Raw genomic sequence first — 15,940 nt, 5'->3', positions numbered from 1 at the left:
CTCTACCGCAACTGCTCATACAGCACGTCGAGCAGCACCTCGTGGTAGTCCAGGCTGTGCTCCCAGTACATAATGCCGCCGAGGTCTTTCTCCCGCACGAATTTCGCCTTGTGCCGAAGGGATTCTGGATCTTCGTATGAGACGAAGGTAGTAGAGTCGGGCGCCCATAGGTACGGCGCCTTGGCGCTCTCGTCCCAGTGCCGCGTAAAGCCCCGCTGATTGATGTACTCTCGGACGAGCGTCTCGTAAGCCCGGTAGCCCGCAAATTCCTCGAATGGCTGGTTGAGCCCGTTTCGCTTCGGGCTCACCCCCGTCCACGACCGTCCATAGAAGGCGACCCCAAGGGTCAGTTTCTTCGGCGGAATGCCCGCGTCCAGGTGCCGCTCCACCGCCGCAGCCGACGTGCGCGTTGGCGCCCCGGCATGCGCAGACTGGTAGAGGCCGGTGTGATGTCCGGTCATCTCCGAGCCACTGGAGAAAAAATCGTACGTCATGATGTTGATGAAGTCGAGGTGCCGGTGCACCTTCTCCATCTCGGTGTGCTCGAAGTAGGCCTCGTCATCGTTGCTGGCGATCGTGAGCAGGTATCGATCCTCCCCCACCCGTTCCCGCACAGCGCTGAGGGAGTCGAGGTGCGTGCGCAACGTCTTCAGCAGCAGGGTAAAGTTGCGCTCGTCCTCGGGTCGTGCCTTGATGCCGCCGGCCGCCTGGCCCGGAAACTCCCAGTCAATGTCGATGCCGTCGAGCCCGTACTGCTTCACCATTCGTACCGCACTGTGGGCGAACCGGGCGCGCGACGCCTCGGTGAGGGCAGCATCGGAGAAGTTCTTCGCCCCCCAGCCGCCGACCGACACGAGCAGCTTGAGGTCCGGGTTGCGCGCCTTCAAGGCCTGAAGCTGAGCCAGGTGCTGCGGGGCCTTTTCGTTTTGAAATCCGATTGTGTCCGCTTCGCTCACCTGCGCAAAGGCGTAGTTGATGTGGGTGAGCTTCTCCGCATCCACGTCCCAGATGTCCGCCCCACCAGTCACGTACCCGATGATGCGGTACGGAGAATCGGCGGCCGGAGCGTTCTGGGCCATCGCCGCTCCGCCCCCAGCAATGATCAATACAAGAACAGAGGCGAGCGAGAGACGAAGAAATCGGTCCATGATAATGTACTGGCCAGAAAGAAATCCGTTGTAGTGAGGCCCAGAATACCGACGTCCCATCGCCTTTTCATCTGGAAGCGGTTCCGGATCTCCAAACCGGACATGTTGCCTTCGGAACGAATAGCCTAATCCGGGGACGGAAGCGCCACGTGCAGGTGGTCGGCCGTGCCCACGTGGCGGAGGGTGCGGAACCCCAATGCCGCAAAATAGCCTCGCATCAGGAGGTTGCGAATCTCGTAGTGCCCCTTCGTGCGCAGGTCTACCGCGTGCACATAGCCGTCTGCCTGCGGGTAGTGCAGGGAGCGCGGATTGGTGGGGAGCCCCATCGCCTCATAGTCGCTCGGGTGCCGCGACAGGTCGGTGATGAGCAGGTGTTCATCCACGAGGATCATCGTGGCGAGGCTCGTCCGGAGCAGGGGGTGGAGCCGGCGGTACTCGGCGTGGACCGCGTCGGATTTGACGTGCGCGGGATCCGGCGATAATAGCACGTACCCCTGGAAAAGCCCCAGCCCAACCAACACCACAAGGGCTTTCGTCCAAGCCGTGCGAGCGTGATACGGCGCGTGCCCCCCTGCCACCCAGAAGTAGGCCCAGGTCACATACAAGAAGAGCACGCAGAACGCGGCCAGAAATCCCATTCCGAGCGCAAGCGGGACGGGCCACGCGTGCTGATACCCATAGAGGGACACCCGCATCAGAACCAGAAACGGGAAGAAAACGATGGTCCCCCACTTGAAAAGCGGCCACACGATCCGACGAAGCCCCCACATCAGAACGGAGACGCCCGTTCTTTTGCCCGAGCCTGACTCGGGCGACCCGGGCACCTGCCCCCGCTCCTTCCTCCCCACTCCCCGTGATGTCCCCCTGGCCCAATTCGAGTGCTTTTGTGAGAACAACGAAGAACGGGACATGGCGGGGGAACTGAGAATTGAGTCGACCTCAAACACAAATCGGGCGAGTCCGGCTGCGATGACCAGACTCGCCCGACAGGACGTCAGAACCTCAAGCAGTTGTCAGTTGATAGACTGAAAGGTTGAAGGAAGCCCGTTGCCCGAATCGGCCGAGCCCGTATCGGGACGCGTGGGAGCATCCGACGGCGGCTCTTCGTCGGTGCAGTAGGCCTCAAAGGCCTCCACGAGATCCGCCGCGATGGCGTTAGCACTTCGGCCCTCAATGTGCTTGCGCTCCACGACATAGACGGGCTGTCCGTCACGGAAAAGCGCAAGAAAGGGCGACGACGGCGGAATGCCCGCCAGATACTGGTCGCGAACCTGCGCGGTCGCTTCTTCGTCCTGTCCCGCAAAGACCGTCACGTAGCGGTCAGGCTGCACGTCGGCCTCACGGGCCATGGCCACGGCCGGCCGCGCATTGCCGGCGGCACAGCCACAAACGGAGTTGATGACGAGGAGCATCGTGTCGTCGGCGTCCTCAAACGCATCGTCTACCTCTTCGGCGGTTCGCAACTCCTCGACCCCGAGTCGGGTCAGTTCTTCACGCATCGGGTCGACCATCGCTTTCGGGTACGGCATAACAGGGGGCAAAGCGGCTTTCAGAAGGACAAACGATTGACTTCGTTTTGAGTATGTGTCCAACGACAGAACGGGATCGGTGATCCTCCGCTTCCTCTCTGCGCATGTGCCAAAGTGGCAATCAAGGGCGTCCTTCCATACGTTATCGTTTGCGTCTTCTCCTCCGAGACGGCTCCTCGCAATGACTCGTGCTTTGGACCGAACTGCACCGCTTTTCTTCCTTGTCCCTCTCGTTCTGGGGGCCGGTCTGCTACTCGTGGGATGCACTTCGTCCCGCCCCCCCTCGACGCAACAGGGACAAACGACGCAGACCTGGTCTCCCTCGACTGCAGAAGATCGTCTTCGATCCGCCGCTGCGGAGTGGCAAGGAACGACCCATGAATGGGGCGGTGCCTCCACAAAGGGGGTCGACTGCTCAGGCCTCGTCCAGTCGGTCTTTGCCGACAAATTCCAGTTGTCGGTGCCCCGCACCACGAAAGAGCAGGCCCGCGTAGGGCGCGTCGTCTCCCGTTCGGCCCTAAAGCCCGGCGATTTGCTGTTCTTTCGTACGGCCCCAAAAAAACGGCACGTTGGGATCTATCTCTCCGACGGCGATTTCCTGCACGCCTCCTCGAGCGACGGCGTTCGGGTCTCCCCGCTGGACCGGTCGTACTGGTCTGAGCACTGGTGGCACGCTCGTCGCCTGCTTCGCTTCTCGGGATCGGACGCTTCGTCTTCTCCGAATGCCTCCCGCTCTTCGTCCGACACTGCGCCGGTCGGCTGGTAATGAGCCCCATACCGGTCGCCTCCTTCTCCGCCCCACCCCCTATTCCGAACGAGTAACGGGAGAATCGGAACCTTTTTCTCTGCTACCCGAATATGTGAGACCGCTTTTGGAGACTTCTCTACTCAACGCCGCCGCCGACAGGCTGTGGCGTTCCTTTTTTTGGTACGAGTGGTCCTGCACATCCGTAGGGACAGAGTGCACTGCCGTGCACAACCACTCGGGCGCCAATCCAATGTCGCTATGACGTTTCACCGGACCCTAGCAGTATGGCTGACGACAAGACCGTTTACATGACTGAAGAGGGGCTCGAAGAACTCAAAGAAGAGCTCCACCGCCTCCGCACCGAAGAACGCTCGCGCATCGCCGACGAGATTGCCGAGGCACGGGCGAAAGGCGATCTCTCCGAGAATGCAGAGTACGATGCCGCAAAGGAAGAACAGGGAAAGCTGGAGGCCCGCATCGCTGAAATCGAAGACACCATCGCTCGGGCCCGGATCGTCGATGAATCTACGGTCGACGACAGCAAGGCCTACATCCTGTCAAAGGTAACCGTTGAGAATGTCGACACTGGGGACGAGCAGATGTTCACGCTCGTCTCGGAGCAAGAAGCCGACGTGTCGGAGGGCAAAATTTCAATCGAAAGCCCCATCGGCCAGGGACTCCTGGGCCAGGAAGAAGGAGATGAGGTGGAAATTGACGTCCCGGCCGGCACCGTGCACTTCAAAATTACCGACATTTCCCGGTAGCCGGTCCGTCTTGACCATGGGTGCGCTCCATGCCGCTGCCCTCGTTCTCCGATTTCGGTGACTACCGCCTCGCGGGGCATTCCCTCTCCGTGTGGAGCACCCGGCTCGGCCGAGCGGGCCGGGTCGGCGTGACGATGGCCATCTCCCTGTTGGCCACCTATCTCGGGGGATGTGTGTTGGCCCTTGCGGTATACGCGGCTGTATTTCCTCCCATCACGGGCGTGCAACTGCAACGGAGTCTCGAAGCGACCCTTTCGGGAACCGAATCCTCTCGCACGTACACGCCGGTCCCGCTCACGGCCGTGGACCGGTCCCTTCTGCGCTCCGCCGTAGCAGGCGAGGACAGCCGGTTCTTTGAGCACAACGGCATTGACTGGGAAGCGGTCGGCGAGGCCGTGGAGGAATACCGAGAGGGAGAAGACCTTCGGGGCGCCTCTACCATCACGCAGCAGCTCGTGAAAAACCTCTTCCTCACCACTCACAGCACCTACGTTCGCAAAGCGTTGGAGGTACCGCTAACGTATGCGGCGGAGCTCCTGCTCTCGAAGCGGCGCATCCTGGAGCTCTACCTGAACGTGATTGAGTGGGGACCGGGAGTGTATGGAGCCGAGGCTGCTGCCCAATATCACTACGGCATCTCTGCCCGGCACCTGAACCGGTATCAGGCGGCCGCGCTCGCCGCCTGCATTCCAAATCCGCGCGTCCGCCGTCCCGAAACGGTGGGATGGTACCAACGGATCATCCTGGGCCGCCTGGAAAACCTACCGCCCCTGCCGCTGTGATTCCCCGTCCCCCTCACTGATGCTCGTCCCTCCCCTTCTTCTTTGCTCATGATCGATCTTCGCAGCGACACTGTTACGACCCCCTCCGAAGGCATGCGTACGGCCATGTATGAGGCCGAGGTGGGGGATGATGTGTACGGTGAGGACCCAACCGTAAACCGTCTTCAGGAACGCATTGCCGACCGGCTGGGGACAGAGGCGGCTCTCTTCGTCCCGTCCGGCACGATGGCGAATCAAATCTGCCTACACGTGCTCACGGATCCCGGCGACGAAATTCTTCTGGAGCGTGGGGCGCACATTTTCAACTACGAAAGCGGGGCTGCCGGGCTGCTCTCCGGCATTCAACTCCACCCCGTCGAGGGCAACGAGGGGCTCCTTGAACCAGAGCAGATTACGGCCGCCATTCGCCCTGCCGGAGAGGTCTTTCCCCCGACGCGCGTCGTCTCGGTCGAGAACACGGCCAACCAAGCCGGGGGCGTGGTGTACCCGCTCGATCGCATCGAGGCCATTGCACAAACGGCCCGAGAGAACGATCTGCACCTCCACCTCGACGGGGCCCGCCTCTGGAACGCGTCCGCTGCCCATGACGTACCGGAGCGAGCCTATGCCGCTCCTTTCGACCTCACGTGGGTCGCGCTGTCGAAAGGGCTCGGGGCCCCCGCCGGATCGGTCGTCGCCGGTCCACAGCCATTGATCGACGAGGCCCGCCAAACCCGAAAACGATTCGGCGGCGGCATGCGGCAGGCCGGCATCCTGGCCGCCGCCGGGCTCTATGCCTTGGACCACCACCGCCCCCACCTGTCCGACGACCACGCAAAAGCCCAACACCTCGCAGAGACGATTGCCGATCTCCCCTCTTTTGAGATCGACCTTGATCGTGTGGAGACCAACATTGTTATTTTTGAGGTGGTGGATGGAACGGCCGCCTCGGTCGTCGACACGATGGAAGACCACGGCGTGCACCTAACCCCGTTCGGCCCTACAACCATCCGTGCGACCACGCACCGGGACGTGTCGATGGCGGAGGTGAACGAAGCTTCGACCGTCCTCCGCTCGGCGTACGGCTCCACGTAGCCGGGGGCGCCTCCGTCCGAGCTCGCATTCGGCCGTCTCGGTCCCACCGTGCCCTCCTTCGTCCCTTCCCCTCTGACGCCTCTCCCATTGGGTCCCCGCCATGCGAAACGTCACAAAGTGGCTCGGTGCTGTCCTCGGCACCCTTCTTCTGGTCGGTGTGTTTGCGCTGCCTTCGATCGAGCAGGCGTACGCGCCAGAAGCCGCTAACATTCAGAATGTGGGCGACACGCTCTGGTATGCCCTCGTCACCCTCACGACCGTCGGGTACGGCGACTACTATCCCGTCTCGGCCCCCGGGCAGATCGTCGGGGCGATTTTCGTCCTCAGTAGCCTGGGCGTACTGGGCGTGCTCATCGGAAAGATCGCCGACCTCTTTACGAGCTACCGCGAACACCGTCGCCTTGGGCACCACGGAACCGACGCGACGGGACACATCGTCATTTTCGGCTGGAATCCCTCTACCGAGCGCATTGCGGAGCAGGTGCGAGTGTTGGGACGCCAGATTGTGATTGTCACGCCGAACCGCGACCACATCGACACCATCCACGACCGGTTCTCGGACGCCGTCTTCCCTCTCCACGCCGACTTCGAGGATCAGACGCTCCTCAACCGAATCAACCTGCGGCAGGCCGACCGGGCGCTCCTCAACATCGAGTCGGATACCGACACGCTCATCCACCTGCTCAATCTCCGCAAGTCGTTCCCCGACGTGGAATTCGTCGTGGCGGCCCAAAACGAAGAGCTCCGCGAAACCTTTCAGAATGCCGGGGTCGCCAAGGCCGTGTCGTCCGACGCCAATGCCGCCCACCTCATCGCTAGCGTCATCTTTGAGCCTGACGTCGCGGCGTTCGCACAGGACCTCATCACGACGGCCCGAGACAATAGCGATCACGACATTCAACAGTACACCGTTCAGCCCGGAAGTCCAATTGAGCAAATGAACTACGGCGAGCTCTTCCGCACCCTCTACGAGACCCGCAGTGTCGTGCCGATTGGGGTCAGCAAGGCCGACGGCGAGGAACGCACCCTACTGAAACTGCCGGCGGATGATGTGCCGCTGAATGCGGGGGACATTCTGGTACTGATCGCCAGCGGGGCTGACATCACTCCCCTGCAGAACGAGTGGAATTTGTCGCTGGGTGGCACCGGATGAATGTGGGTATGGGTGCGTGGAATTCGGAATGTCAATTCCGCCCCGCCTCCCTCCGGCCCTTCTCGCTTCTGCAGGCCTCTCTTCACTGGACCCGATTCTGCCATGTCCGACTCGTCCACCAATTTCGAAAACCACGTCGTCATTCTGGGATGGGACGCCCTTGCCCACCGGATCACGCGGCAACTGGTCCTCGCCGATAAAAAGGTGGCCATCATCACCCAGCAAACCGACGCGCGGGAGGTTATTCAGGAAACCTTTGCCCCGGCAAACGTGCAGGTCCACCTTTCCGACTTGAACGACTGGTCAACCTTCGACACGGTCAACATCGAAAAGTCGTTCAAGGTGTTCGTGAACCTCGATAGTGAGGAAGACAGCCTGGTGGCCATCCTCAATCTGAAAGGCCTCTACGACGATCTCGAGTTCGACGTCGTCCTCAACAATCCGGAGCTCGAAGACACCTTTTACGCAGCGGGGGTCACGTATGCGGTCTCCACCCGCAACCTTGCGTCCAAACTCACGGCTGGCCACCTGTTTGAGCCCGAGGTTGCCCGATACACGTCCGATCTGCTCTCCGCCGCCAACGGAAACGACGAGGAGCACGATATCCAGCAGTATGAACTCCTCAACTCCAACGAGTACGTGGGGCAAACCTGGGGAGACTTGTTCTGGGACCTGAAGGCACAACTCAACTGCGTGCCGATCGGGATCGGCCGCGCCACGCCGAATGCCCCCGGCCGCGATCTCACGAAACTCCCGGACGACGACCGACCGCTTCGCGCAGGCGATCACATCATCCTCATCACAGCGGGGACAAAAGAAGCGGAGTTGGAAGCCTTTTTCGGGACCGACGAAGGCGTCGGGCGATGAGCCTCTCAAAGAGAAACAGCAGGGCGATTTTCCGGACTGGAATGGGTCCTTTCCTCCATTCAGCCGCCCCCCCACTGGACTTCCCCTTATACCAACTCCGGGAGCTCTATTCCGGTAAGAAGCAGGCGTCCGTAGCGCCGTTGGAATCCCACGGCGCTTCTGGTGCCCTCCTTAACGGTGCCGACGATATGAGAGGGGTTTACCTCCTGCCTGACGGTATTACACAGTGGACGGTCATACCGCGACGTATTGTGGAGCGGGCCCGGTAACGCGGAGAAATCGTTACCGTACGACCGTGAGGCGCTCCGTTTGGGTGTGTCCACCCGCGGTAAGTCGTAGCAGATACAGCCCGGCTGAGAGGTCAGTGGTGTCGAAGCGCACTCGCTCCCGACCTCCCCCAGTCAGCCGTCCTTCAAAGACTGTTTTCACGCGTTGTCCGATCGTGTTATAGACCGTTAGGGTTGCCTTTGCGTTCACCGTTCCTGCCAACGACAGGATGGTATGCTTTTGGGCTGGGTTCGGGGCGGGTGTGCTGAGCTGAAGAGTCTTCTCCGTCCCGACCCGCACGGTTGTCGGCCGGTGAACGTGCGTTGTGCCGTCGTAGTCAACCTGTTTGAGGCGAAACTGATGGGTGCCGACCGAAAGGTCTTTTGCCGTAAACTGGTAAGATTGGGGCTGTACGGTGGTGCCAGCTCCGTCTCGGCGGGCCACAGTTTCCCACGTGTTGCCTCCCCGATCCTCCGACGACCCACCTTGGTGCTGGATTCGAAAGCCTGCATTGTTGGTTTCAGAGGCAGTCTGCCAGGAGAGTGTGACCGTTCCCTCCCCAACTTGGTGGGCACGGAAGCCGACGAGTTCAACCGGCAGTGACTGGCTATTGCTGGCAAAGACAAACTCGCTGAAGTCCGACGTTGAGGCGTAAATCTCGTCGTCCGCAATGGAGGACGTGCCGTTCGCGTCGACCTCTGTGGGGAGAAGCGGCGAGAAGTCCCCAACGCCTGCGGGGGAGCGCTTGTAGATGGTCACCTCGCTCGGCGTCGAGATTCCGTCGAGGTCGTTGACTGCGAATCGAACCTCGGCGGAGGTAAAATCGAGGCTGTTCGCGGCGTCGACGACGAACCGGTAGGAACTGACATTGCTCTGTGAGATGTTGTCTGTCCCGTTCGGGGAATTCTCAATGTCGCACACGGTAACGGCGCCCGATTTATTCACGCCGGAGAAGACAATCGCCGCGCCGGTCGGATCGAAGTCCACGCGTTTATCAGTCGAGATCGACTTCTGAGTACAGGCCTGTGCGGTCGGCCAATTGATGACGTAGGCGCTTCCTTGATTGTCGTTTTTGAGATTGTTTCCGTCCGCCCCGACGAGTGCTGCGGTTCCGTCGTTGCTGAGGGCAACGTCATTCCCAAACTCGTCGTCGTCAGCACCGTCGAAGGCCGTAAGCTGACGTTGCTGGGTCCAGCTGCCGGCTCCGTTCCCGGCAAACGTATAAGCACTCCCCTGCTCGTCTGAACCGCCGGTGACATCGTGCTTCCGGGCCCCGACGAGCGCCGTTGTGCCGGAGGCATCGAGCGCAACGGATTCCCCGAACTCGTCGTCTTCGTTGCCGTCCGTAGCAACAAGCTTGTCCTGCTGGGACCAGGAGGCCGGCCCGTTCCGGGCAAAGACGTAGGCGCTTCCCTGAGGGTCGTTGTCCACGTCATCGCCCATTGCTCCGACGAGCGCCGTCGTGGCGTCCGCATTTAGGGCGACGCTGCCCCCAAAGACGTCGCCCCCTTCTCCATCGGCGGTGAGGAGTTTGTCCTTCTGGCTCCAAGTGCCCGTACCGTCCGTGCCAAAGACGTATGCGCTTCCTTGTCCATAATTGGTGTTGACGTCATGGCCCTTGGCCCCGACAAGGGCCGTTTTGCCATCGTCGCCAAGGGCGACGGCACTGCCGAAGTAGTCGCCATCGGTGCCGTCGGAAGCAAGGAGGATCTCCTGTTGGGACCAGGAGCCGACCGCATCTCGGGTAAAGACCCGTGCAGTCCCCTGGTTGTCGGTGCCGTCGAAATCGTCGCGCGAGGCGCCGATGAGAGCGGTCGACCCGTCGGCACTGAGCGCGACCGACCGGCCGAACTGGTCGAGGCGCTCGCCGACAGAGGCGGTAAGAGTGGTCGTGTAGCTCCAGGTCCCCCCGCTTTTAGCGAAGACAAAGACCTTCCCCTCCTGGCTGTTGCCGTCGACCTCGGTGTAGTAATCGGCAATGAGAGCGACAGTGCCGTCGGCATTAAGGGCCACATCGTTTCCGAAAAAGGTAAAACTCGACGAACCGGGACGATACAGGGTGGCTTCTCGGGTCCACGTTCCTGAGGCCGTCTTGGTGAAGACGTAGGCCTCCGTTTCGCCGGCCGCGCCAAGCAGGGCTAGCGAGCCGTCGCCGTTGAGAGCGACGGACCAGCCCAGTCCGGCGTTCATGTCAAGGGACGTACTGAGTCTCTCCTGCGGCACTTGCGCAGAACTCGGATGAGCCACGAGGATGAAAACGACGAAGCAAAGAGCGTAGCGGACGTAGGTCATGACACGGTCGAGAGAAATGGCAAATAGAAGTGCGATATGGCGGGTGAACAATCCACGAGGGAAGAGCTATGGCGCCTCCGTGAGAATGCGCATCTGGTCGGCCACACTCCAGGTTTTGAAGTCGATCCGAAGCGTGCGCCGGTCGGCGCCGATGCTGAAATGATCGGCGCTGCCCTCAGGAGCGCGCTTTGTGCCGGGGTTGGGGTATCGGACGTCGGCGTGCCCCAGGGGGCCATCGCTGGCGTCAAGGTACTCGCTCTCTGCAATGACGGCCACGATCGTCTCCGGAAAGATTAGGCGGCCCGTCTTCTGAACGGCGCTCCCGGAAGAGCCACTTGCGGGGTCGAAGTGCAAAAAGTAGCTGCGCACCTCGGTACCGGCGGGCAGCCGGCGCTGCACCAGGTCGCCAGAGCCGTCGTAGGAGTTGGGCAGATAGCCGTCTACCTCCAGCGGGGCATCGAGTGTGATTCGTGGGTGCTCGCGAAAGACGTAGATCTGCTCGTCGCTCTCCAGCGAACTGTTGGGCACCACCGAAACGGGAGCCTCGATCAGGCCAATCTCGCCCACGGCGGTGGCGTCCACATCCTGAGCAGGAGCAGGCTCATCGGTGGCCTGCGTGACGTCTTCCGCCGCCTCGCGGGCGGCCTGTTCTACCTGCGTGCAGGCGGGGAACGCCAGCAGGAAGAGAGCGGCGGCATAGGGGAGGGGTCGGGGAATGGAGATCATGATTGTGTTCCTGAAGTGGTGGAGCGAACGAGCGGCTGAAGCGTAAATCCTCGCCCAAACGGGGGCGTCAGCGGACCGGGCTCCAGTGGGGATCCTCGTCGGTGGCGGGGTGCTCGGTGACGCGGGTCCGGCCGGTTCCGTCCGTCGCGACGGTATAGATCTCGGCGTTGCCGTCTCGCCGGGACACGAAGGCGACCCGCTCCCCGTCCGGCGAGCAGATCGGCGATCCGTCGGCGGCTTCGTGGTCGGTGAGCGGGGTCGGGGCCTGATCTCTGTCGTCCGGGTTCAAGGCATAAAGGTTGGTGTTGCCGTCCCGCCGCGAGGTAAACACGACGGGCCCTCCACCGGGGCAGTAGGTCGGTTCGGAATCAGCCGCGTCGTGCGTCGTGAGCGGTGTTAGCCCGCTTCCGTCCGGGGTCACCGCGTAGAGGTCCGAATTACCGTTCCGCTCCGAGACGAAGACGATCTCGCGCCCGTCCGGCGACCACACGGGGGCCCGATCGTTCGCCTCGTGCTTGGTCAGTCGTCGGGACTGCGACCCGTCGGCGTTCATCACGGAAAGGTCGTGGTTCCCGCTCCGGTAGGTCTCGTAGGCGATCATGTCGCCGTCGGGCGAGACGGCGGGGTTTTGGGCCGCCGGCGGGCTACTGGTGAGAGCCGTTGGCTCGCCTCCGTACAGGGAGATCTTATAGAGAGCACTGGTGCTCCCCAGCCCGTCCGCGCGTCGGCGGTGGGAGTCGTACACCATCGTCGAGCCCGTCGGGACGAACGCCGGATTGTGGTCCCAAGCCCGCGTGGCTCCGCCCCAGTCGTTGTGCGTGATTCGGGCAGTCGTTTTCCCGTTCGGGGTCACCGTGTAGATCTCCCGGTCGTTGTCGCGGTGGGAGATGAAGGCAACCCGCCGCCCACGGGGGGACACGACCGGCTTTCCATCGCGGTCGGTCGTCCATCCGTCGGCGTTGTGGGTGAGGCGGCGCAGCCCGGTGCCGTCCGGGCGAATCGCGTAGATTTCTGGATTTCGGTCGGGTGCCTCCCCCTCGCGCTCGGAGGTGAACACGATGCGGTCGAGCAAGGCCGGTGCGCAGGTCACGGCGAACGTCGCTTCGGTCGTGTCGTCGGCGGACACGGACACCCGCTGCGGGGTGCCGTCTCGCGGGGTGCAGTTGGTCTGGATGCCGGAGAGGGCAATCTCGTACTCGGCTACGGGGAGGTTCCCGAACGCGACCGTTCCCGTGGACGCGACCGTGACGGTGTCCTGAACGCCGGCCGCTTCCGAGGTGGTATCGATCTCGGCCATCGTGACGGTGTATCCGTTCGGGTCCAGCGTGTCGCCAGTGGTGGTCGTAGCGACGTGCAGCGTCCCGGTCGGGTCGGAGAAGAGTCCACAGCTTGCCAGCACCCCGAGGGCGAGCACGAATCCGAAGAGGGAGAGGAGGCGACGAATGATCATGAGAGAAGACTCGTTCGTTGGAAGGATGTGCGTGAGGATGCTCCTGCCGCGAGACCGCTGCGGTCAGGAGCGACCGCCGTTATTCAAAGCGCATCGTCACCGCCTCTTTCGTCTCCAGGCGGATGCCGGGAAGTGCACGGATCATCCGTTCCGTGTCCGCATCGGTGCGGCCCTGATTCTTCGCCGTCAGGAACCGGTCGAACGCCTGCGGGTCGGCCATCAATTCGTTGAAGTTCAAGGCCATGAGCGTGATGCGGCCGGCTGCGGTGCGGTGTTTGGCGTCAGTCCCGACGAGTGTGCCCTGTGGCTCTATGTCGATACGCATCTCCGCGTCCCGCAGCATCATGCGCGCCATGCGCTTCTGTCGAGCGGTGTTGGACGTGTCGGGCGCGTCCGGGGGGCCCCTGCCCATGTTGACGGAGGCGTCCGGGGCGGCCAGGCCGCCGAGGTGCATCGTCAGCGTGGCGGGCACGCCGGCGCTGAAGTCGAACGTGATGGGGGTTTTCGTCTTGGCGTCATCCGCGCTTGCGCCGGGGGCGTCGTCGCCGATGTCCATTTGTTCGCCGGGCAAGAGGTGCACCGTCCGCACGTCGTCGAAGGCGTAGACGGCGCGGTAGCCCTTGCCGCCGCGTTCGTCGAGGCGCTCCATGCGCACGAAATGAACGCCGTCGCCGAACTGCGCGGCGCGGGCGCGAATTTTCTTTTTCGTGAACAGTGTGGGGGGGTTGTCGGCGTCCTGGCGCGCCGAGTCGTCCGTCGTTGCCATCGAACTCATAAACTGGGTCGCCATCGCGTTGAGGCGGATTGTCTGCACGATCGTGCCGCTGCCGTCGGGGTTCACTTTCAGGAGTGTCCGAAAGACCCCACAGCCGGAGCACAGCGGCAGCACCAGAAAGACGACGAGCGCCGAGCGGACAACCGATCGGGACAAAGGGGAGAGAAACCACATAGGGAGGGGTGCTGCTGTGAGTTCGTCTGGGCAGAGGAGGGCGGTGACGGAAAGAAGAAGGGGGCGTGCCGGGGCGCGACGATCGGCGCGGCTTTTCTGCCGTCGCGTCTCGTCACGCGCCCGACCCTGCACTTACCGCGCCACCGTCACCTTGCGCGTCGTCGACTGGCCGTCGGCCGGAAACGGGTCGGAGAACGCCTCTCCTTCATTGTAGCCGAGGGTGATGTCGCTTACGGCATTGCCGGATCCGACAATGCGAATGCCATCGCCCCCGCCGGAGCCGTTGCCGATGTCGGTACCGCTCGGATTGGTGCCGACGAAGTTCTGGCCGATTTCAACGCCCGATGCCTGGCCCCTGAAGAGAATGCCGTCGGCCCCGTTGTAGCCGATCACATTCCCGACCCCGGTGGGGGTAAAGTTGCCGGCGGCGCGGCCATTTCCCGGCACCGACGCACCGGATCCGATGAACACGTCCTCCATCCTCGATCCCCCGTTGTCGGCGATGACGCCCTGCGAGCCGTTTCCAATGTCGCTGCCGTCCGGCGCGACGCCGATGAAGTTGTTGGCGACATCGTGGTAGCCTCCCCGAATGTCGACGCCGTCGTTGCTGTTGTTGCCAATGATATTTTCGGTCACCTCAATTTCGGCGAGGTTGCCACTCGGGTTCGGCTTCACTTGAATGCCGTCGTAGGCGTTGCCGAGGCCCGTCGCAAAGCTGTGATTGGTGCCGACGAGGTTGTCGACAATGTGCAGGTCCTCATTGTAGCCCCCGGCCGAGAAGATGATGATGCCCTGTCCGTCGTTGCCGGACACGCGGTTGCTATCGATCACGGCCCCCGTCACGTAGCTCCCCACGATGCCGCCTATGGTGCTAGAACCGTCGCCGTTGGGAAGAGCAGCATCCCGGCTCGCGTTCAGGCCGATCACATTGTTGCGCAAGGTGTCATCGACCGCGGCGTAGTCGTTCTGGTCGTCGCCGAGCGTGATGCCGTTTCCGTCGTTTCCGGACACGAGATTCCGGTCCTCGGGCACATCGTCGTCGCCAATCACGTTCCGCTGGGCGGGATGGCTTCCCGAGCCGGTGCCCGCGATCGTAACGCCCGAGCCGTCGTTGCCGAGCGGGTTGCTTCCCGTACCTGTGACAGTGCTACCGTCCGCGTTCGTGCCGATATTATTTGCGGCCACTGCGTTTTCGTCGCCGCGGATGTCGATGCCGCTCTCACCGTTGGCAGAAATGACGTTTCCGTTGTCGACGATACCAGAACGGATGGGATTAACAGTCGCATATCCGATCTGATTGCCGTCTCCGAAGACGGCGATGCCGTTTCCGGCGTTTCCCTTCGCTGCGTCGCCGTCGTGGTCGAGGCCCACGATGTTGTTGATCACTTGATTGTTGGCGCTGGAGACGGTGATTCCGTCATTCCCGTTCCCAGAGACGAGGTTTCCGAAGAAGACAGCCCCACCGCCGGCCAGAATGACTCCCCAGAGGTCATTGCCCTGCACCGTTTTTCCATCCACATCCACGCCGAGAAAGCAGTTCCGGATCGTAATTTTGGACGCAGGCCCACCCACAAATATCCCACTACTGGGCATATTCGTGATCGCGAGCCCCTCAAGCACGCTTTCGGCGGATGTTCCTCCGGCGTCGTTGGAAAACTCGATGCCGTTTTCGGTGCTCGACGACATGTTGGACCCGTCCAGCTTTACGATAGGACCGTCGACCACCGAGCTCGGGTATCCCGGCGCCGTCTCGCCGGCGATGTTAATTTCCCGAACCACCTGCAACTGGCTATTTAAAGAAATCGTCGCGAAGCCGCTGGTCGTCGGGATGTTCGAAAAGTCGATCTTGTCGCGAGTGTCGTCGCTGTTGGCTTCCTCGATGGCAGCGCGGAGTGTGCAGGCGCCGCCGGAGGTAGCGCAGGTGCCATCGCCGGGATTGGCGTCGCTGGCGTCGGCGGTCGAGTTCACCATGAAGGTCTGGTCCTGCGCCTGGGTCGCGTCGGGGCCCAGGAACGAAATGAGCAAGAGTCCAACAACTCCTCCAACGGTCGAAAGAGACGAAAAAATCGAGTGCGGAGCTGAAAGCACATCCATAAACGGGAGCGGTCGTGTGCAAAAGTCTGAATGACCCCAGAATCCCTAGCAGAATGAAGAGAAATAGGGATCAACATCTTTCGAGCCGTCGGTCCCC

Annotated in this window: 14 protein-coding genes; 6 read left to right on the top strand and 8 right to left on the bottom strand. The window is 62.2% G+C overall.

Annotated elements, in window-relative coordinates:
* Window positions 1-2 precede the first annotated feature (2 nt).
* From BSZ35_RS16015 to BSZ35_RS16005, 3 genes are all read right to left on the bottom strand, one after another.
* Window positions 3-1,148 (bottom strand): glycoside hydrolase family 18 protein, encoded by a 1,146-nt coding sequence (locus BSZ35_RS16015; RefSeq protein ID WP_181149377.1) that lies wholly within the window; start codon window positions 1,146-1,148, stop codon window positions 3-5.
* Window positions 1,149-1,273: 125 nt separating this feature from the next.
* Window positions 1,274-1,918, bottom strand: a complete 645-nt coding sequence (locus tag BSZ35_RS16010; RefSeq protein WP_105013379.1) for a hypothetical protein — start codon at window positions 1,916-1,918, stop codon at window positions 1,274-1,276.
* A 243-nt stretch (window positions 1,919-2,161) separates the two neighbouring features.
* Window positions 2,162-2,677 carry a BrxA/BrxB family bacilliredoxin gene (locus tag BSZ35_RS16005; RefSeq protein ID WP_105013378.1) on the bottom strand — a complete coding sequence of 172 codons (516 nt, stop codon included), beginning with the start codon at window positions 2,675-2,677 and terminating at the stop codon, window positions 2,162-2,164.
* Between the two features lie 181 nt (window positions 2,678-2,858).
* On the opposite strand from BSZ35_RS16005, the gene BSZ35_RS16000 reads away from it, so the two are divergent.
* The 6 genes from BSZ35_RS16000 (at window position 2,859) to BSZ35_RS15975 (ending at window position 8,065) form a co-directional block, all read left to right on the top strand.
* Window positions 2,859-3,443, top strand: a complete 585-nt coding sequence (locus BSZ35_RS16000; protein WP_105013377.1) for an NlpC/P60 family protein — start codon at window positions 2,859-2,861, stop codon at window positions 3,441-3,443.
* Between the two features lie 266 nt (window positions 3,444-3,709).
* On the top strand, window positions 3,710-4,189 hold the full coding sequence (greA, locus tag BSZ35_RS15995) for a transcription elongation factor GreA (RefSeq protein ID WP_105013376.1): 480 nt from the start codon (window positions 3,710-3,712) through the stop codon (window positions 4,187-4,189).
* 29 nt (window positions 4,190-4,218) lie between these two features.
* Entirely contained in the window at window positions 4,219-4,971 is a 753-nt protein-coding gene (gene mtgA / locus BSZ35_RS15990) for a monofunctional biosynthetic peptidoglycan transglycosylase (RefSeq protein WP_258096749.1), read from the top strand.
* Between the two features lie 42 nt (window positions 4,972-5,013).
* On the top strand, window positions 5,014-6,045 hold the full coding sequence (locus tag BSZ35_RS15985) for a GntG family PLP-dependent aldolase (RefSeq protein WP_105013375.1): 1,032 nt from the start codon (window positions 5,014-5,016) through the stop codon (window positions 6,043-6,045).
* Between the two features lie 100 nt (window positions 6,046-6,145).
* A complete protein-coding gene (locus BSZ35_RS15980) occupies window positions 6,146-7,198 on the top strand; it encodes a potassium channel family protein (protein ID WP_105013374.1) in 1,053 nt (350 codons plus the stop codon).
* Window positions 7,199-7,300: 102 nt separating this feature from the next.
* Window positions 7,301-8,065, top strand: coding sequence for an NAD-binding protein (locus BSZ35_RS15975; protein ID WP_181149376.1), 765 nt, complete (start codon window positions 7,301-7,303; stop codon window positions 8,063-8,065).
* A gap of 282 nt (window positions 8,066-8,347) precedes the next feature.
* On the opposite strand, the gene BSZ35_RS15965 is transcribed toward BSZ35_RS15975, so the two are convergent.
* The 5 genes from BSZ35_RS15965 to BSZ35_RS15945 all read right to left on the bottom strand — a co-directional run bounded on the left by BSZ35_RS15965 (window position 8,348) and on the right by BSZ35_RS15945 (window position 15,843).
* Window positions 8,348-10,624 carry a T9SS type A sorting domain-containing protein gene (locus BSZ35_RS15965; protein WP_105013371.1) on the bottom strand — a complete coding sequence of 759 codons (2,277 nt, stop codon included), beginning with the start codon at window positions 10,622-10,624 and terminating at the stop codon, window positions 8,348-8,350.
* 66 nt (window positions 10,625-10,690) lie between these two features.
* Window positions 10,691-11,350, bottom strand: a complete 660-nt coding sequence (locus tag BSZ35_RS15960; RefSeq protein WP_105013370.1) for a hypothetical protein — start codon at window positions 11,348-11,350, stop codon at window positions 10,691-10,693.
* A 67-nt stretch (window positions 11,351-11,417) separates the two neighbouring features.
* Window positions 11,418-12,800: an LpqB family beta-propeller domain-containing protein gene (locus BSZ35_RS15955; RefSeq protein WP_105013369.1), complete on the bottom strand. Its 1,383-nt coding sequence runs from the start codon at window positions 12,798-12,800 to the stop codon at window positions 11,418-11,420.
* Between the two features lie 79 nt (window positions 12,801-12,879).
* Window positions 12,880-13,749 (bottom strand): hypothetical protein, encoded by an 870-nt coding sequence (locus tag BSZ35_RS15950; protein ID WP_105013368.1) that lies wholly within the window; start codon window positions 13,747-13,749, stop codon window positions 12,880-12,882.
* A gap of 132 nt (window positions 13,750-13,881) precedes the next feature.
* The gene (locus BSZ35_RS15945; RefSeq protein WP_105013367.1) at window positions 13,882-15,843 is read right to left on the bottom strand and encodes a CSLREA domain-containing protein; all 1,962 of its coding nucleotides are present in this window, start codon (window positions 15,841-15,843) and stop codon (window positions 13,882-13,884) included.
* Window positions 15,844-15,940: the final 97 nt, after the last annotated feature.

The sequence above is a fragment of the Salinibacter sp. 10B genome, from assembly GCF_002954405.1.
Taxonomy (GTDB): Bacteria; Bacteroidota; Rhodothermia; order Rhodothermales; family Salinibacteraceae; genus Salinibacter.
The sequence above is the reverse complement of the archived record's forward strand: the minus strand, read 5'-3'. Positions and strand labels throughout refer to the sequence as shown.

Excerpts from the sequence above, each read along its gene's own strand:
- BSZ35_RS15955 (WP_105013369.1), bottom strand. The coding sequence starts at position 12,800 with ATGATCATTCGTCGCCTCCTCTCCCTCTTCGGATTCGTGCTCGCCCTC.
- BSZ35_RS15975 (WP_181149376.1), top strand. The coding sequence starts at position 7,301 with ATGTCCGACTCGTCCACCAATTTCGAAAACCACGTCGTCATTCTGGGA.
- BSZ35_RS16015 (WP_181149377.1), bottom strand. The coding sequence starts at position 1,148 with ATGGACCGATTTCTTCGTCTCTCGCTCGCCTCTGTTCTTGTATTGATC.
- BSZ35_RS16000 (WP_105013377.1), top strand. The coding sequence starts at position 2,859 with ATGACTCGTGCTTTGGACCGAACTGCACCGCTTTTCTTCCTTGTCCCT.
- mtgA (WP_258096749.1), top strand. The coding sequence starts at position 4,219 with ATGCCGCTGCCCTCGTTCTCCGATTTCGGTGACTACCGCCTCGCGGGG.
- BSZ35_RS15980 (WP_105013374.1), top strand. The coding sequence starts at position 6,146 with ATGCGAAACGTCACAAAGTGGCTCGGTGCTGTCCTCGGCACCCTTCTT.
- BSZ35_RS15960 (WP_105013370.1), bottom strand. The coding sequence starts at position 11,350 with ATGATCTCCATTCCCCGACCCCTCCCCTATGCCGCCGCTCTCTTCCTG.
- BSZ35_RS16010 (WP_105013379.1), bottom strand. The coding sequence starts at position 1,918 with ATGTGGGGGCTTCGTCGGATCGTGTGGCCGCTTTTCAAGTGGGGGACC.
- BSZ35_RS15945 (WP_105013367.1), bottom strand. The coding sequence starts at position 15,843 with ATGGATGTGCTTTCAGCTCCGCACTCGATTTTTTCGTCTCTTTCGACC.
- BSZ35_RS16005 (WP_105013378.1), bottom strand. The coding sequence starts at position 2,677 with ATGCCGTACCCGAAAGCGATGGTCGACCCGATGCGTGAAGAACTGACC.
- BSZ35_RS15965 (WP_105013371.1), bottom strand. The coding sequence starts at position 10,624 with ATGACCTACGTCCGCTACGCTCTTTGCTTCGTCGTTTTCATCCTCGTG.
- greA (WP_105013376.1), top strand. The coding sequence starts at position 3,710 with ATGGCTGACGACAAGACCGTTTACATGACTGAAGAGGGGCTCGAAGAA.
- BSZ35_RS15950 (WP_105013368.1), bottom strand. The coding sequence starts at position 13,749 with ATGTGGTTTCTCTCCCCTTTGTCCCGATCGGTTGTCCGCTCGGCGCTC.